This is a genomic window from Nocardioides pacificus, from assembly GCF_054775955.1.
Genome location: NZ_BAAHCI010000011.1, coordinates 206,168 through 221,988 on the forward strand (window position 1 = coordinate 206,168; position 15,821 = coordinate 221,988).

Annotated in this window: 15 protein-coding genes and 2 tRNA genes; 12 read left to right on the forward strand and 5 right to left on the reverse strand. The window is 71.1% G+C overall.

All coding sequences use genetic code 11. The annotated features are described in order from the left end of the window. Positions 1-8 precede the first annotated feature (8 nt). Positions 9-674, reverse strand: coding sequence for a PaaI family thioesterase (locus ACYU7L_RS14565; RefSeq protein ID WP_460797903.1), 666 nt, complete (start codon positions 672-674; stop codon positions 9-11). Positions 675-950: 276 nt separating this feature from the next. On the opposite strand from ACYU7L_RS14565, the gene cimA reads away from it, so the two are divergent. Both cimA and ACYU7L_RS14575 read left to right on the forward strand, forming a co-directional pair. Further along, positions 951-2,531 carry a citramalate synthase gene (gene cimA, locus ACYU7L_RS14570; RefSeq protein ID WP_460797905.1) on the forward strand — a complete coding sequence of 527 codons (1,581 nt, stop codon included), beginning with the start codon at positions 951-953 and terminating at the stop codon, positions 2,529-2,531. A 197-nt stretch (positions 2,532-2,728) separates the two neighbouring features. Continuing rightward, complete coding sequence (locus ACYU7L_RS14575; RefSeq protein ID WP_460797907.1) at positions 2,729-4,135, forward strand: amidase; 1,407 nt, start codon at positions 2,729-2,731, stop codon at positions 4,133-4,135. Between the two features lie 49 nt (positions 4,136-4,184). Here the strand turns inward: ACYU7L_RS14575 and ACYU7L_RS14580 are convergent, their stop codons facing one another. The 4 genes from ACYU7L_RS14580 to ACYU7L_RS14595 all read right to left on the reverse strand — a co-directional run bounded on the left by ACYU7L_RS14580 (position 4,185) and on the right by ACYU7L_RS14595 (position 7,204). Beyond that, positions 4,185-5,066, reverse strand: a complete 882-nt coding sequence (locus ACYU7L_RS14580) for a PT domain-containing protein (protein WP_460797909.1) — start codon at positions 5,064-5,066, stop codon at positions 4,185-4,187. A gap of 68 nt (positions 5,067-5,134) precedes the next feature. Continuing rightward, positions 5,135-5,746, reverse strand: coding sequence for a pentapeptide repeat-containing protein (locus ACYU7L_RS14585; protein ID WP_460797911.1), 612 nt, complete (start codon positions 5,744-5,746; stop codon positions 5,135-5,137). Continuing rightward, positions 5,743-6,309, reverse strand: coding sequence for a M23 family metallopeptidase (locus ACYU7L_RS14590; protein ID WP_460797912.1), 567 nt, complete (start codon positions 6,307-6,309; stop codon positions 5,743-5,745). Before ACYU7L_RS14590 ends, ACYU7L_RS14585 begins: the two co-directional genes overlap by 4 nt. A 10-nt stretch (positions 6,310-6,319) precedes the next feature. Continuing rightward, positions 6,320-7,204, reverse strand: coding sequence for a 3-methyladenine DNA glycosylase (locus ACYU7L_RS14595; protein ID WP_460797914.1), 885 nt, complete (start codon positions 7,202-7,204; stop codon positions 6,320-6,322). A gap of 40 nt (positions 7,205-7,244) precedes the next feature. Between ACYU7L_RS14595 and ACYU7L_RS14600 the strand changes: the two genes are divergently transcribed. From ACYU7L_RS14600 to ACYU7L_RS14645, 10 genes are all read left to right on the forward strand, one after another. Then, the gene (locus ACYU7L_RS14600; RefSeq protein WP_460797917.1) at positions 7,245-8,054 is read left to right on the forward strand and encodes a fumarylacetoacetate hydrolase family protein; all 810 of its coding nucleotides are present in this window, start codon (positions 7,245-7,247) and stop codon (positions 8,052-8,054) included. A gap of 81 nt (positions 8,055-8,135) precedes the next feature. Further along, positions 8,136-9,560, forward strand: coding sequence for a glutamate--tRNA ligase (gene gltX, locus ACYU7L_RS14605; protein ID WP_460798808.1), 1,425 nt, complete (start codon positions 8,136-8,138; stop codon positions 9,558-9,560). 2 nt (positions 9,561-9,562) lie between these two features. Continuing rightward, positions 9,563-10,582, forward strand: coding sequence for a lysostaphin resistance A-like protein (locus ACYU7L_RS14610; protein ID WP_460797920.1), 1,020 nt, complete (start codon positions 9,563-9,565; stop codon positions 10,580-10,582). A gap of 25 nt (positions 10,583-10,607) precedes the next feature. Then, positions 10,608-10,679, forward strand: a tRNA-Gln gene (locus ACYU7L_RS14615). A gap of 93 nt (positions 10,680-10,772) precedes the next feature. Next, positions 10,773-10,845: transfer RNA gene (locus tag ACYU7L_RS14620), tRNA-Glu, on the forward strand. 135 nt (positions 10,846-10,980) lie between these two features. Then, complete coding sequence (locus ACYU7L_RS14625; protein ID WP_460797923.1) at positions 10,981-11,469, forward strand: SigE family RNA polymerase sigma factor; 489 nt, start codon at positions 10,981-10,983, stop codon at positions 11,467-11,469. Next, positions 11,466-12,599: a hypothetical protein gene (locus ACYU7L_RS14630; RefSeq protein ID WP_460797925.1), complete on the forward strand. Its 1,134-nt coding sequence runs from the start codon at positions 11,466-11,468 to the stop codon at positions 12,597-12,599. Before ACYU7L_RS14625 ends, ACYU7L_RS14630 begins: the two co-directional genes overlap by 4 nt. 51 nt (positions 12,600-12,650) lie before the next feature. Continuing rightward, positions 12,651-13,688: a zinc-binding dehydrogenase gene (locus ACYU7L_RS14635; protein ID WP_460797927.1), complete on the forward strand. Its 1,038-nt coding sequence runs from the start codon at positions 12,651-12,653 to the stop codon at positions 13,686-13,688. A gap of 107 nt (positions 13,689-13,795) precedes the next feature. Further along, positions 13,796-14,785 carry an FKBP-type peptidyl-prolyl cis-trans isomerase gene (locus ACYU7L_RS14640; protein ID WP_460797929.1) on the forward strand — a complete coding sequence of 330 codons (990 nt, stop codon included), beginning with the start codon at positions 13,796-13,798 and terminating at the stop codon, positions 14,783-14,785. 31 nt (positions 14,786-14,816) lie between these two features. Then, positions 14,817-15,767 carry a class II glutamine amidotransferase gene (locus ACYU7L_RS14645; RefSeq protein ID WP_460797931.1) on the forward strand — a complete coding sequence of 317 codons (951 nt, stop codon included), beginning with the start codon at positions 14,817-14,819 and terminating at the stop codon, positions 15,765-15,767. Positions 15,768-15,821 lie beyond the last annotated feature (54 nt).

The window sequence follows — 15,821 nt, forward strand, 5'->3', positions numbered from 1 at the left end:
GGGCGCAGTCAGGCGAAGCGCGGGCCGTCGTCCCCGGAGAGCTCCTCGAGCTCGCGCACCCACCGGGGGAGCACGAAGGTGCCCTCGGCCTCGACCGTCACCCGGCCGTCCGGCTCGGCGATGTGGCCCACCACGTGGGCGGTCGTGCCGTCCATCCGCTCGATGTGGGCCCGGGCCTGCAGCGGGCCCAGCGGCGTCTTGCGCCGGTAGTGCATGGTCAGCGTCGTCGTCATCCGCGGACGCCGGTCGAACCCGGCCGCATGGCCGAGCAGGTGGTCGAGCACGAGGGACGCGACCCCGCCGTGGACGAGACCGGGCGGACCCTCGAAGGCGGCGCCGAGGTGGAAGCTGGCGGTGGAGACCCCGTCCGCGTCGCGGTGGATGTCGAGCGGCGGCGCCATCGGGTTGCGCAGGCCCATCACGACGTTGCCCCAGGCACGGGCGGTGCCCGACGTGCTGACGCGCATCCCGTAGGAGCCGGGCATCTGCCGCTCGGACAGCGAGGCGACCACCCGCTCGATGTCGGCGCGGGCCGCCGCGATCGTGGCGTCGTCGGCCTCGGTGCGGATGACGGCGTCGATGAGCTCGCGCACGCTCTGGGTCAGCGGCGTGAACTGCTCGGCCTGGGCGGCGACCTCGTCGTCGCTGAGCTGGTCGTGGACGAACTGGAGCATGCGCGCACTCTGCCACAAAGTGAAACGCGTTCTGGTTCCGCGTCCCGCCGGTTCGTGAGACACCCGTGAAGCGGGAGGCCCGTCGTGCCACAATGACGCCGTGCTGACCACGATCGACATTCCCTAGCGCGTCGCGGCCCCCGGGCCACCGACGCGCCGACCTCTCGTTCCTCGGGAGGTTTTTTTGTTGCCCGAGCAGCCTGCACCAATGCCCGACCGCCCCACCCGCCGCCCGACCCGCCGCCCCACCCGCCGTACGAATCGAGATGGACACCGATGGACCTGCACGGCTCGTTCCACGTCTATGACACGACGCTGCGTGACGGTGCGCAGCAGGAGGGCCTCAACCTCTCCGTGGCCGACAAGCTGGCCATCGCCCGCCAGCTCGACGGGCTGGGCGTCGGCTACATCGAGGGCGGCTGGCCCGGGGCCAACCCCAAGGACACCGAGTTCTTCCGGCGGGCGACCACGGAGCTGGACCTGAAGCACGCCCGGCTGGCGGCGTTCGGCGCCACGCGCCGGGCCGGCCTGAGCGCTGCCGACGACCCGCAGGTGGCAGCGCTGCGCGACTCGGGGGCCGGCGTGGTCACGCTGGTCGCCAAGTCCCACGACCGCCACGTCGAGCTCGCGCTGCGCACGACGCTGGCGGAGAACCTCGCGATGGTCCGCGACAGCGTCACGCACCTGCGCGAGGAGGGCCAGCAGGTCTTCCTCGACGCCGAGCACTTCTTTGACGGCTACCGCGCCAACCGCGCCTACGCCCTCGAGGTGCTCCGCACGGCCTACGACGCCGGCGCCGAGGTGGTCGCGCTCTGCGACACCAACGGCGGGATGCTGCCCGGCTGGGTGGCCGACGTCGTGCACGACGTCATCGACTCGACCGGCGTCCGAGTCGGCATCCACTGCCACAACGACACCGGGTGCGCGGTGGCCAACAGCCTCGCCGCCGTCGAGGCGGGTGCGACGCACGTGCAGGGCACCGTCAACGGGTACGGCGAGCGGACCGGCAACGCCGACCTCGTCACGGTCGTCGCCAACCTCGAGCTCAAGCTGGAGCGCCCGGTGCTTCCTCCCGGTCTGCTGAGCGAGGCGACGCGCATCGCCCACGCGGTCGCCGAGGTCACGAACTTCCCGCCGGCCTCGCGCCAGCCCTACGTCGGCACCTCCGCCTTCGCCCACAAGGCCGGTCTGCACGCCAGCGCGATCAAGGTGGACCCGAACCTCTACCAGCACCTGGACCCGGTGGCGGTCGGCAACGACATGAGGCTGCTCGTCTCCGACATGGCCGGGCGCGCCTCGATCGAGCTCAAGGGCAAGGAGCTCGGCTTCGACCTCTCCGGCGACAAGGACCTGGTGGGCCGGGTGACCGACCGCGTCAAGGAGCTGGAGTCGCGCGGGCACACCTTCGAGGCGGCTGACGCGTCGTTCGAGCTGCTGCTCGTCGAGGAGGTCGAGGGCGAGCGCCCGTCGTACTTCGACGTCGAGTCCTGGCGGGTGATCACCGAGACCCGCCCCGGGGCCGAGGCGCTGTCGGAGGCCACGGTCAAGCTGCACGCGGGCGGGGTCCGCTTCGTCGTGACAGGGGAGGGCAACGGCCCGGTCAACGCCCTCGACCACGCCCTGCGCGAGGCGATCGGCCAGGCCTACCCGGAGGTCGCCCGCTTCGAGCTGATCGACTACAAGGTGCGGATCCTCGACCAGGGTCACGGCACCGACGCCATCACCCGGGTGCTGATCGAGACCAGCGACGGCCAGTCCTCCTGGGTCACCGTCGGGGTGGGCGCCAACGTCATCGAGGCCTCCTGGGCCGCCCTCGTCGACGGCGTCACCTTCGGTCTCCGCCGCCACCACCCCTAGCCCCAGCCGAGTCGGCGCATCTTCACCGTCGAGTCGGCGCATCTTGACCGTCGAGTCGGCGCATCTTGACCGTTGGCGGGGCCCTCGCCGTGAAACTGCGCCGACTGGGCTGTGAAACTGCGCCGACTGGGCCGTGAAACTGCGCCGACTGGGCGGGGGAGGGGCTGTGTCCTGGTAGGCGGCGCTAGCGTCGGGGCATGGCCGCACCCCAGGAGCAGCTGCACGACCTGACCGCGCTCGAGCAGGGGGACCTCGTCCGCCGCGGCGAGGTGACGCCCCTGGAGCTGGTCGACCACTACCTCGGGCGCGCCGACCAGGTCGGGGCGTTCGTCACGCTGACCCCCGACCTGGCGCGTGAGCGGGCGGCGGCACTGGGGCGCCCCGGTCCCGACGCGTCTCCGCTGTACGGCGTGCCGACGGCGATCAAGGACCTCAACCTGACCGCGGGCGTGCGCACCACGTTCGGCTCCGCGGCCTTCGCCGACTATGTCCCCGAGACCTCCGACAACGTCACCACGTCGCTCGAGGCGGCGGGCATGGTCAGTCTGGGCAAGACCAGCACGCCCGAGTTCGGCTCACCCTGCTACACCGAGCCCGACGGCCTGCCCCCGGCCGTGACGCCCTGGGATCCCACCCGGATGGCCGGCGGCTCCTCCGGCGGAGCCGCGGCCGCCGTCGCCGCGGGACTTGTGCCGGTCGCGCCCGGGTCCGACGGGGGCGGCTCGATCCGGATCCCGGCGTCCTGCTGCGGTCTCGTCGGTCTGAAGCCGACCCGGGGGCGTGTCAGCGGCGCGCCGATGTACGGCGACCCGATCGGACTGGCGGTCCACGGCCCGCTCGCGCGCACCGTGCGGGACGCGGCCGCCCTCCTCGACGTCCTCGCCGGTCGCCGGGTGGGGGACCCGACCTGGGCGCCGGAGCCGGAGGAGAGCTTCCTCTCCGCCTGCGACCGCACCCCGCGCCGGCTGCGCGTCGCCCGGTTCCGGGCCCCGGTGCTCGACCCCGACGCCCCGGTCGACCCCGAGTGCCTGATGGCCTGGGAGGACGCCTCCCGCCTGCTGGAGTCCCTGGGCCACGAGGTCGAGGACATCCCCGTGCCGCTCGCGCCCGAGGCGATCGCAGTCTTCGAGACCTGCTGGGCGGTGCTGACCGCGCTGTCGAGCGCGCCGGCGGGTCGCGAGCACATGCTCCGACCGCTGACCCGCTGGCTGACCGCGCGGGGCGCAGCCGTCTCCGGTCCGGAGTTCGGGCTGGCGATCGGCCAGATGCGCCGCTACGCCGCCGCCACGCTGAGCGCCCTCGCGCCGTACGACGTGGTGCTGACGCCGACCGTGGCCCAGCTGCCGCTGCCCGTCGGGGCCCTGCGCGACGACGCGGACCCAGCCGCCGACTTCGCCGCGCAGATGGCCTTCACCCCGTGGACGTCGGTGTGGAACGTGACGGGGATGCCCGCGGTCTCGCTCCCGCTGCACGTGAGCTCGGGCGGACTGCCGGTCGGGGTGATGCTCGCCGGCCGCCCGGCCGAGGAGGGACTGCTCCTCGGCCTCTCCGCCCAGATCGAGGCGGCCGCGCCCTGGCACGAGCGCCGCCCGCCGGGCTGGTGAGGCGGGGCTGGCGAGGGGCTGGTGAGGCTGGGCTGGTGACAGGCCCAGCTCAGCCGATGCTGCGGAAGAGCAGCGCGGACTTGAAGTCGACGTGGGCGTACTTGAGGTATTCGTCGAGCATCTTGTTGGTCACCTTGTCGGTCCGCGTCGCCACGGTCACGACGACGACCTCGCCGCTGGCGCCGGTGCGGAACTTGCCGGCGGTGAAGTTGGGGAGGAAGCGGCCGTCCTGGATGTTGAAGTGCTCCTCCTTCATCTGGTTGGCGGCCTTCTCCGCGGCCTTGTCGTTGCGCATGCCGAAGAAGATGTGGGTGAACTGGAGATTCCCGCCCCGCGCCTTGTAGGTCGCCTCGACCGCGTAGCGGCAGCCCTTGGCGGTGAGCGTCCCGTCCTTCTCGACCGGGCCGCACTTCTTGTAGTCCCACGACCCGGCGTTCTTCGCGGACAGCTTCACGTCGCCGAGCCGGAAGTTCCAGTCGTCGCGGTACTCGCTGGCCTTCAGCTTCTCGCCCCGCTCCGGCGGGTCGGGCGCCTCGCTCGTCTCCTCGTCCGTGGGCTCATCGGTCGGCTCGTCGGTGGGCGTCTCACTGGGTGACTCGCTGGGGGACTCGGTGGGCGAGGCACTGGGCGACTCCGTGGGGTCCTCACCGCCCTCTCTCGGACCGGCGACCGTCGTCTCGTCGTCCTTGTTGAGGCCGTAGACGATGCCGGCCGTGCCGAGCAGGCCCAGGACCAGCGAGGCCACGAGCAGACCGAGCACCAGCTTGTCCCGGCCGGACGTCGGGGGCTTGCCCGGAGCGCCCATCGGACCGGAGAGGTACGACGAGGGGCCGAAGCCGCCGGTGCCCCCACTACTGCTGCCCGGACCGCTGCTGCCCGGGCCCTTGCCAGGGTCCGCGGGGCCGAGCGGGGGCTGCTGGGAGTGGGACATGGAGCGGAGCCTCCTGAGGGCGAGGTGTGGTCGGCGGTTGTTCTACCCGGGGTGGGACGGAGTAGTCCTCAGCCGAGGTCGATGATCGCACCGTTGAGCTCGGCGAGCAGCACAGCGCCGGCGAGATCGAGGTGGGTGTTCCGCAGTCGCGCGACCGAGAGGTCGACGCCGCCCAGGCTCGTGCCGCGCAGGTCCGTGCCGGCGAGGTCGGTCTCGCGCAGGGTGGCGGACTCCAGCCGAGCACCGCGCAGGACGCACCCGCTGAGGTTGCTGAGCGAGAGGTCCGCCTCGCGCAGGTCGAGGTCGCAGAGGTCGAGTCGGCTCAGGTCCGTGCCGCGGATCGTGACGCTGCCCCACTGGCCGCCCCGGATCTTGACCGGGCGCAGCGTGCACCGCTCGAAGACGGAGCCGATCAGCTTGCAGCCCTCCAGGGTCGCGTCGAAGAAGCTCGTGCTGCGGAAGGTGCAGGCCACGAACGCGCTGCTCACGTGGACCGAGGAGTTGAACCGGCAGCGGTCGAACGTGCAGTCCTCGAACACGGCCCCGCTGGTGCGCACCTCGGTGAGGTCGACCTCGGTGAACGTGCACCCCACGAAGCGCGCCGAGCCCAGGTCGTCGCCGTACCAGTCCTCGTCGCGGTAGTTGACGCCGCGCACCTCGCCGTCTGCTGGCTCGCTCACCTGCGCAGGCCCAGCAGCCGCCGCGGCGCGACCGCCGTGGACAGCCCGCCGCGGGCGTCGCGGACCTCGAAGTGCAGGTGGCAGCCGTCGGGGGCGCCGTCGTCGGAGACGCGCGCGATCACGTCGCCTCGACGCACCCGGTCACCGCGCTGCACGAAGACCCGACGCGTGTGGGCGATCAGGATGTCGACCCCGAGCCGGTGGTTGCGGATGAGCAGGGGGTTGCGCCCGTAGGCCGGACCGAGTGCGCTGTTGTCGACCACCCAGCCGGGACGACCTGCCCTCAGCTTGCGGCCACACGGGATCGCGATGTCGAGGCCGTGGTGGAACCCCCGGTTGCGCGAGCAGCGCGAGTCCGGGGAGTAGTAGGGCGCGCGGGTGCAGCCGAACGGGATCATGATCCGGTGGCGGCCGACGTACCACGGGGAGGCGTAGGCGGTGCGGTCCGAGGAGTAGAAGCGCCACCGCGGGTCCGGCTCCCGGGACGCCGCGGGCCCCGAGACGGGCACGAGGAGGGCGCTGACCAGCACGGCCAGCAGGCTGACGACGACGGCTCGCAACATGGCGACCACGCTAACGCGCAGCGGGGACATCGGCGGCCAGCAGCCGCTCGCACTCACCGATGAGTCGCGCGCGCAGCGGAGCACCGCGCTCCGCGAACGTGCGCTGGCGCTCGGCGTACTCGCGCTTGCCCTCGGCGGTCTCCACCGGCAGCGCGCTGAAGCCGAGATCGCTGAGGTCGTACGGCGCGGCGCGCATGTCGAGCTCCCGGATGTCGCGGGCCAGCTCGAAGCAGTCCGCGACGAGGTCGGAGCAGACCATCGGGGTGAGCCGGAACGCGTGCTTGTAGAGGTCCATGCCGGCGTGCAGGCACCCCGGCTGCTCGTACGCCGCGCGGTCGCCGCTGGTGGGCGAGAGCGCGTTCAAGGGCCTCGCCTCCGGGGTGAAGAAGCGGAACGCGTCGAAGTGCGAGCACGCGATCCGGTGCGACTCCACGACCCGGTCGGTGCCGTCCGCACCCAGCCGCAGCGGCCAGTCGGCGTGGCGGACCTGCTCGGGGGTGAGTCGATAGACCATCGCCCACTCGTGCATGCCGAAGCAGCCGAGGTTGGCCGGTCGCGAGGCGGTCGCGGTGAGCAGCGCGTGCAGGGACTCCAGCAGCGGTCGCTGGCTCGCGACGTACTCCGTGCTGACCGCCACGAGCCCCTCGCCGACCGGCTCGTAGCCCTTGAGCCCCAGGTGCTCCTCGGCGCCTGCCAACGCGACGCCGTACCCCGGGTGCCAGCGGCGCAGCTGCGCCGGGCGCTGGGAGTAGTAGGTGAACAGGAAGTCGTGGACCGGGTGCTTGACCCGGGACTCGCGCCGCGCGAGGTGAGGCTGCACGAAGGCGTCCACGCGCGCCTCGTGGGCGGCCCGCCGGGCCGACCACTGCGCCTCGTCGAGCACCTGCACGTCCATCGGGACAAGGGTAAGCGCCCCCGGACGTTAGGCTCGCCTCGTGCGCATCGCGAGATTCACCACTGGAGAAGACCCCCTGTACGGCGTCGTGACCGGCGAGGTCGACGAGTTCGGCCAGCCCGCCGACGACAGCGTGATCGTGGCCCTGGCCGGCGACCCGCTCTACGTCGGCATCAAGCTGCTCGAGCAGGAGCACAAGCTGGCCGACGTCCGCCTGCTGGCGCCGGTCCTGCCGCGCAGCAAGGTCGTCGCGATCGGGCGCAACTACGCCGCCCACGCGGTGGAGATGGGCAGCGACCTGCCCGAGGAGCCGCTGATGTTCCTCAAGCCCAACACCTCGGTGGTCGGCCCCGGCGATCCGATCTTCTACCCGCGCCAGACCCAGGACCTCCACTACGAGGGCGAGCTCGCCGTCGTCATCGGCCGGATCTGCCGCGACGTCCCGCCCGAGCAGGCCACCGACGTCATCCACGGCTACACGATCGCCAACGACGTCACCGCGCGCGACCTGCAGCGCAAGGACGTGCAGTTCACCCGGGCCAAGGGCTTCGACTCGTTCTGCCCGCTCGGCCCGTGGATCGAGACCGACCTCGACCCGCAGCACTTCGCGGACGGTGTCTCGATCCAGACCCACCTCAACGGCGACCTGATGCAGGACGGCAACACCCGCGACCTGATCTTCGACATCCCCACGCTGGTGGCCCACGTCTCCAGCGTGATGACGCTGCTGCCCGGCGACGTCATCCTCACCGGCACCCCCGAGGGTGTCGGTCCCATGAACGTCGGCGACGAGGTGGAGATCTCGATCGCCGGCATCGGCACTCTCACGAACAAGGTGGCTCAGCGCTAAATGGCCTCGACCAACGACACCAGCCCGACCAACGCCCCGGCTCCGGGCTCCGCGGCGGGGGACCGTCCGGTCCGCGTCCGGATGGCGCCGTCCCCGACGGGCAGCCCGCACGTCGGGCTGGCGCGCACGGCCCTCTACAACTGGGCCTTCGCCCGTCACCACGGCGGCACGTTCGTCTTCCGCATCGAGGACACCGACGCGGCCCGCAACACCCAGGAGTCCTACGACTCCCTGATCGAGGTCATGCAGTGGCTGGGCCTCGACTGGGACGAGGGTCCGCTCGTGGGCGGGGCCTACGGGCCCTACCTGCAGAGCGAGCGCTCGCACATCTACCGCGACGTGCTCCACCGCCTGCGCGAGGCCGGCTACACCTACGACTGCTACTGCACCAACGCCGAGGTCGAGGAGCGCCGCAAGGCGTCGGGCTCCAAGGTGATGGGGTACGACGGGTTCTGCCGCGAGCTGAGCGAGGAGCAGCTGGCGGGCTTCGTCGGGCGTGCCAGCGTGGTCCGCTTCCGGATGCCCGAGGGCGAGATCCGCTTCGACGACGTGGTGCGCGGCGAGATCTCCTTCCAGGCCGAGTTCGTGCCCGACTTCGCGCTGGCGCGCGCCAACGGCGACCCGCTCTACACGCTGGTGGCGCCCGTGGACGACGCCCTGATGGAGATCAGTCACGTGCTGCGCGGCGAGGACCTGCTCTCGAGCACCCCGCGCCAGGTCGCGCTCTTCGACGCCCTCCAGGCGATCGGCGTGGCGAAGTTCACCCCCGAGTTCGGTCACCTGCCCTACGTCATGGGCGAGGGCAACAAGAAGCTCTCCAAGCGCGACCCGGAGGCCCACCTCCTGCACTACCGCGAGCAGGGCTTCCTGCCCGAGGGCCTGCTCAACTACCTGGCCCTGCTCGGCTGGGCGATCGCCGAGGACCGCGACATCTTCACCCTCGACGAGATGGTCGAGGCGTTCGACATCCGCCGGGTCAACCCCAACCCCGCACGCTTCGACCTCAAGAAGGCCGCCGCGATCAACGCCTCCCACATGCGGCTGCTGACCCTCGACGACATGACGCACCGGGTGCTGCCGTTCCTCAAGGAGGCCGGCGTGGTTTCCGACCCGGTCTCGGACTCCGACGCGCGGCTGCTCGAGCTGGCGATGCCGCTGGTCGCGGAGCGCATCAACAAGCTCACCGAGGCCGTCGACATGCTGGGCTTCCTCTTCGTCGACGAGGAGAGCTTCACCCGCACCGACCCGATCGACGACGCCGGCCGCGAGGTCGTGCGAGCGGCGTACGACGCGCTGGCGGCGCTGCACACGTGGTCCACCGCCGACATCGAGCAGGCGCTGCGCACCGCGCTCATCGAGGAGCGCGGGCTGAAGCCCAAGCTGGCCTTCGGTCCGGTCCGCGTCGCCGTCTCCGGGCGTCGGATCTCGCCTCCGCTGTTCGAGTCCCTCGAGCTGCTCGGGCGCGAGCGAGGCCTCTCGCGTCTGCAGAGCGCCCAGGACGCCTGAGCGTGCAGCCAGTCGTCCCCGGCCCCCAGCTGACCCAGGACGCGATCGACGCGGCCTACCCGCCGCTGGGGTTCCACGAGCTGCACCGGGCCGGGGAGCGCGGCTGGTGGCGCACCCTGCTCGGGGTGGTGCTGCTCGCCGTCACGATGGTGATCCTGGCCCCTGCCTTCTGGCTGGTGCCGTTCACGATCGGGTTCGCCGTCGCCGGAGAGCCGGTCGGCGACTCGATGAGCTCCCTGCTCGACCTCGGTGACCCCACGCCCCTGGGACTCGCCTACCTCAACCTCTCGTTGGCCAGCCTGATCCCCGTCGTGTGGTTCCTGACCCGGGTCCTGCACGGGCTCAAGCCGCGCTGGACGACGTCGGTGTTCCCGCGGATGCGGTGGGGCTACTTCGTGGCCTGCCTGGGGATCTCGGTGCTGGCCCTCATCGCCACGGTGATGGTCTCGGCGCTGCTGCCGGCCCAGGAGGGCACGGACATCAGTGCGACTCCGCAGGAGTTCACCCGCGAGATCCGCGACTTCATGATCGTCGTGCTCCTCCTCACCCCGCTGCAGGCCGCGGGGGAGGAGTACGCGTTCCGCGGCTACCTGACCCAGGCCTTCGGCGGGCTGTTCCGCAGCCGTGCCGTGGCCGTGCTCGTGCCGGCCCTGCTGTTCGCGCTGGCCCACGGGCTGGGACAGAGCATCCCGATCTTCTTCGACCGGTTCGCCTTCGGGATCGTGGCCGGGCTGCTCGTGGTGCTCACCGGCGGGCTCGAGGCGGCGCTGGCGATGCACGTGCTGAACAACTGGCTGGCCTTCGGCCTGGCGCTGGCCTTCAGCGACATGGCGACGGCGCTGAACCCCACCGAGAGCAGCTGGTGGACCATCCCCACGACGCTCACGCAGTCGCTGGTCTACCTCGGACTGGCCCTCCTCGTGGCCCGCGCGATGGGGCTGCGCCGCACCGCGGACTCGGCCGTTTTGGTGGCCTCCCGCGGACGCGTGTATGGTTTCTCCTCGGCGCCAGGACGGGCCTGAGGGCCTGCAAGGGCTTGCAAAACCATGGGATATGGTGTAATTGGCAGCACGACTGGTTCTGGTCCAGTTAGTCTAGGTTCGAGTCCTAGTATCCCAGCGAGATCGCGGTCGCTGGCCGCGATTTTGTGCGAGACAGCAGCACTGCTAAAGTTTCGCTCGCGAACGAAGCCGCAAGGCGGAGATTCGCAAGGCCCCCGTTGTGTAGCGGCCTAGCACGCCGCCCTCTCACGGCGGTAGCGCCGGTTCGAATCCGGTCGGGGGTACAGCAGTCAGAAGGGCCCGTCCCAGCGGAAACGCTGAGACGGGCCCTTCGTCGTTTCCTGCCACCTCCACAACTGGCAGGCATGTGCGTGCAACCGTTGGCCGACGGATCGCGTGTGGAGGTGGTGGAGACCGAGGTGTCACAGCGCAGCGACTTCGAGTCCTGGCTCGCTGCCCGCGAAGGCGCGATGCAGCGGCTCGCCCTGTTGTTGACCGGCTGCCCGCACCAGGGTCAGGACCTCACCCAGACCACGCTGGCCAAGCTCTACCTCGCGTGGGATCGGCTCAGCGACCACGACCAGGTCGACGCCTACGCCCGGCGGATCATGCTCAACGAGCATCGCTCGACCTGGCGCCGTCCATGGCGTCGCCGGGAGGTGAGCTCCGAGAGCCCGCCAGAGGTCGGCGTGCCCGCACACGAGTACGACGGCTCCGCCGCGGCGGTGTGGGGCATCGTCAAAGCGCTCCCCCCGCGCCAACGGGCGGTCATCGTGCTGCGCTACTACGAGCAGCTCACCGAGCCGGAGACCGCCGCCGTCCTCGGCATCACGCTCGGAACCGTGAAGTCGCAGGCCCATCGAGCGATCGCCACATTGCGCACCGCCCTGCCGGAGGACCCCCGATGACGAGATCCGAGGACCGGTTGAGCCACGCCCTGCGCAGTACGGCCGACGCGGCGGCGTACGACCCCACGAGCGTGAGCTCCGTCGCCGCCAGAGCCCGTCGGATCCGTCGTCGCCACCGCAGTCGCGCCGTGCTCACCGCCGCCGCTGCCGTGGGTGTCATCGCCCTTCCGGGAGCGATCCTCCTGCGACCGGACGCGGCTCCCGCGCCCGCGCAGCCGTCCCCGACCACGTCGCAGCCAACAGCGACCACGTCGCCGTCGTCACCCACCACGTCGCTGTCGGCGCGTGTCTTCGACATCGACGATCTGCCGCTCGGAGCACCCCCGCGGTTGGGCTACGCGGTCGAGGGGGAGTACGTCGCCGCCGACGGCACTCGGAGACCCGCTCCGCCGGCGGGTGGGCCGCTGGGCCAGTTCGCTCGGGTCGGGGACGGGTTCCTCTACACCGAGACGACCTACGGCATGTCCGACGAGGGCGTGCCCACCTCGGTCTCGACCTATCGTCAGGGGGCCGACGGCGAGACCGAGCGCCTCGGCTGCTCGAGCGGTCTGCATGCCGGGAACGGCGGAGCGGTCGGCTATCTGGCGGCTCCGTGCCCTGGGGCGGGTGACGGGGCTGCGCCGCAGCTCGTCGTGGTCGTCTCGAGCGGGGAGAGCACCACCCGCCCGGTGCCGGCCACCCGCGGCCGCCCCGAGCTCGTGCTGCTCCGCGGCGACGACGTCATCGTCCGCGACAGCGAGACCCGGCAGCTGTGGGCGGTCCCGCCGTCCGGCCAGCCCCGGCGGATCGACGCGCTGACCGCCTGGAGGCCACGGGGCAGCGAGATCGTGAGCTTCAGTCCCGACGGTCGACACGTGCTGCTCCAGGGCATCGACGCGCCGGGCAACACCATCGCCGACGCCGCCACGGGGGAGATCCTGGGCACCGTTCCTCTCACCGAGTTCAGCGGACTGCCCGGACTTTCGGACCTCAGGTGGGAGGACGAGGAGCACCTGCTGGGGCTCTACCCGGAGTTCCCCGGGGACGACGTCGTCCTGCTCCGGGTGGACGTCAGCGGTGCTCTGGAGGCGGTGGAGCGGAGGCTTCCCGCGGATGTCCGACTGGAGGACGCCACACCGCCCGACCGCTAGACCTCGACGCGCAGCAGAGGACGCCCGGCGAGCGTTTGCGAGAATGTCCGGATGCGCGCACTCGTGGTCGACGCCGCCCGGTCACGGCCCGAGGTCCGGGAAGTGCCCCAGCCCGCGGCACCCGCCGGCGGCGTGGTCGTGCGCGTGGTCGCCACCGGCATCTGCCGCAGCGACTGGCACGCGTGGGCAGGGCACGACGAGATCGCGTACCCGCACGTGCCCGGCCACGAGCTCGCCGGCGAGGTCGTGGAGGTCGGCGCCGGCGTGACCCGGTGGGGGCTCGGGGACAGGGTCACCGTGCCGTTCGTCTGCGGCTGCGGACGCTGCGCCTGGTGCCTGAGGGGCGACGCCCAGGTCTGTCCCGACCAGGAGCAGCCGGGGTTCACCCACTGGGGCTCGTTCGCCGAGTACGTCGCGCTCCACGCCGCGGACACCAACCTCGTCGCCATCCCCGAGCAGGTGGGCTTCGCGACCGCGGCCAGCCTCGGATGCCGCTTCGCCACGGCGTACCGCGCGCTCGTCGGACGTGCGCGACTCGCCCAGGGGGAGTGGGTGACGGTGATCGGTGCCGGGGGAGTCGGTCTCAGCGCGGTGATGATCGCCCGCGCGCTGGGCGGTCGTGTCGTGGTGGTCGACCGCAATCCCGAGGCCCTCGCCGTGGCCACCAGGCTCGGCGCAGAGCACACCGTCGCCGCCGACGGGGCCGACATCCCCGCGGCGATCGGAGAGCTGATCGCGGGTGGCAGCGACATCGCGATCGATGCGGTCGGCAGCGAGCAGACCTGTGCCGAGGCCCTGCTGAGCCTGCGACGTCGAGGTCGTCTCGTCCAGGTGGGACTGCTCCCACCGGTCGACGGGCACCCGCGGGTGCCCATGTCACGCGTGATCGCGTGGGAGCTCGACGTCCTGGGCAGCCACGGGATGGCGGCGAGCGACTATCCCGACATGCTGGCGCTGATCGAGGCGGGAGTCCTGCAGCCCCAGCGGCTCATCGAGCGCACCATCGGTCTCGACGACGCCGCGGCCCTCCTGCCGGGATACGACCAGGCCAAGGTCGCCGGGATCACCATCGTCGATCCCACCAGCTGAGCTGCCGGCTGCTGAGCCGCTGTGCTGGTGCGCGCGGCGTCCAGGCTCTGCTCAGGTTCGTTGGCTAGCGTGGCGAGGTCACTCTCGCCCTCACCAGAAGGTCCCCTGTGCTTCGACGTCTCCATCGCCCGACGGCTGCTCTGTGCGCAGCCCTCCTCCTCGCCCCTGCTCTCGCCGCCTGTGGGTCGCAGGACTCCGAACCGGACTCCGCCTCCGCGTCCGAGGCGTCCGGCGCCGCCGCGGGCGAGCTGGACGAGGTCTCGTTCAGCGGCGAGGTGGGCGAGAGCATCAGCGCGGAGTGGAGCTCCGCGATCGAGGCGCCGGAGGAGACGACCGTGACCACGGTGGTGGAGGGTGACGGCGCCGCGGTCGCGGACGGCGACACCGTGAGCACCTACCTGTGGGTCGGCAACGGCACCACCCAGGAGCAGGTCCTCAGCGACTACGACAACGGTGCGCCCCAGCCCATCCCCAACGATCCGGACCAGCTCGACGCGGTCTTCCGCGCGCTGCTCGAGGGACAGACTTACGGCTCCAGGGTCGTCGCGGTCGCCCTCGCGAGCGACGTGCTCGGGGAGGAGGAGAACGACCTGGGTGTCGACCCGACCGCCAGCCTGGTGATCGTCGCCGACCTCGTGGAGAAGGAGGCGGTCGCACCGACGCCCACGGACGACAAGGCGCAGGACGCGTCGCCCGACGAGCAGCCGACGGTCGTCGAGGAGAACGGCAAGCCCACGGGTCTGGACTTCTCGGGCGTCGACGAGCCCGCGCTCGACACGCCGGTCCAGCGCGTCGTCCTGAAGGAGGGAACGGGCCGGGCGCTGAAGGCCTCCGACACCGTCACCGTCGACTACCTCGGCTCGACGTACGACGCGACGGCCCCGTTCGACGAGAGCTACTCGCGCGGCACGCCACTGAACTCCCCGCTGAGCGGGCTGATCCCGGGCTGGAGCATCGGTCTCACCGGGGTGAAGGTCGGCAGTCGCGTCCTCCTCCAGATCCCGCCGGCCTTCGGGTACGGCGCGCAGGGGAGCGGCGAGTCGATCCCCGGCAATGCGACGCTGTGGTTCGTGATCGACGTGGTCAAGGCGAAGTAGCCGCTCGGCTACGCCAAGGAAAGGGAAACCCATGTGCCGAGTTCTCGCCTACATCGGGCCGGAAGTCCCGTTGGACAGCCTGCTGCTCAAGCCGGAGAACAGTCTCGTCAACCAGACCCTCGACCCCGAGCGTCACCCTCAGCTCCAGCTGGCCGGGTGGGGATTCGGCGCGTGGAGCGAGCATCTGCTCAAGCCGGACGAGCCCTTCCTCTACCACCGCCCCATGCCAGCCTTCTACGACGACAACGTGGGCGGCATCGTGCCGAGTCTTCAGGTCAGCACCCTGCTGGCTCATGTGAGAGCGGCCGACTACAACGCGAAGACCGTGCTGGCCGACGAGAACTGCCATCCCTTCTCCTACCGAGGGACCCGCTGGATCGTCGCGCAGAACGGTGACGTGCCGAACTGGAAGCTCCTGCAGCGGGAGCTGTTGCGCCACTGCAAGGACGAGTACCTCGAGCAGATGGCGGGCAACACCGACACGGAGTTCCTCTACGTGCTCCTCCTGTCCCTGCTCGAGAGCGATAGTGACGAGGACGTGAAGCGTGCCATCGAGGAGATGGTGAGACTCCTGGTGCAGGCGATGAAGGATCTCGATCTCCCAGCGCTGGTCAAGCTGAAGATGGCCCTGGTCTCTCCGAACCGGATCATCGGGGTCAACGTCGGCACCGGCCACCAGGGCGAGACCGATCCGGCCGGTGACTGGAGAGAGCTGCGCCAGGCCGCCCCCGGCACGGATGACTTCGCGCTCGGCATGCTCCTGGAGCCGATGTACTTCCTGCTGGGGCGCAACTTCGAGCACAACGAGTCGACCTACGACTTCGAGGACTGCTCCGTCGAGGAGGCGACGTCCGTCATCTTCGCCTCGGAGCCGTTGACCGAGGGCACCGACGACTGGTCGCAGCTGGAGTTCGGGGAGATCGTGTTCCTCGAGAAGTCCGGCGATAACATCACCAGGACCGTCGACCGGTTGAAGGTGTAGTCGCCGCAGGGTCGTGTCCGATTCTCGCGAGCCCGGGCGGCGACCACCTGTCAC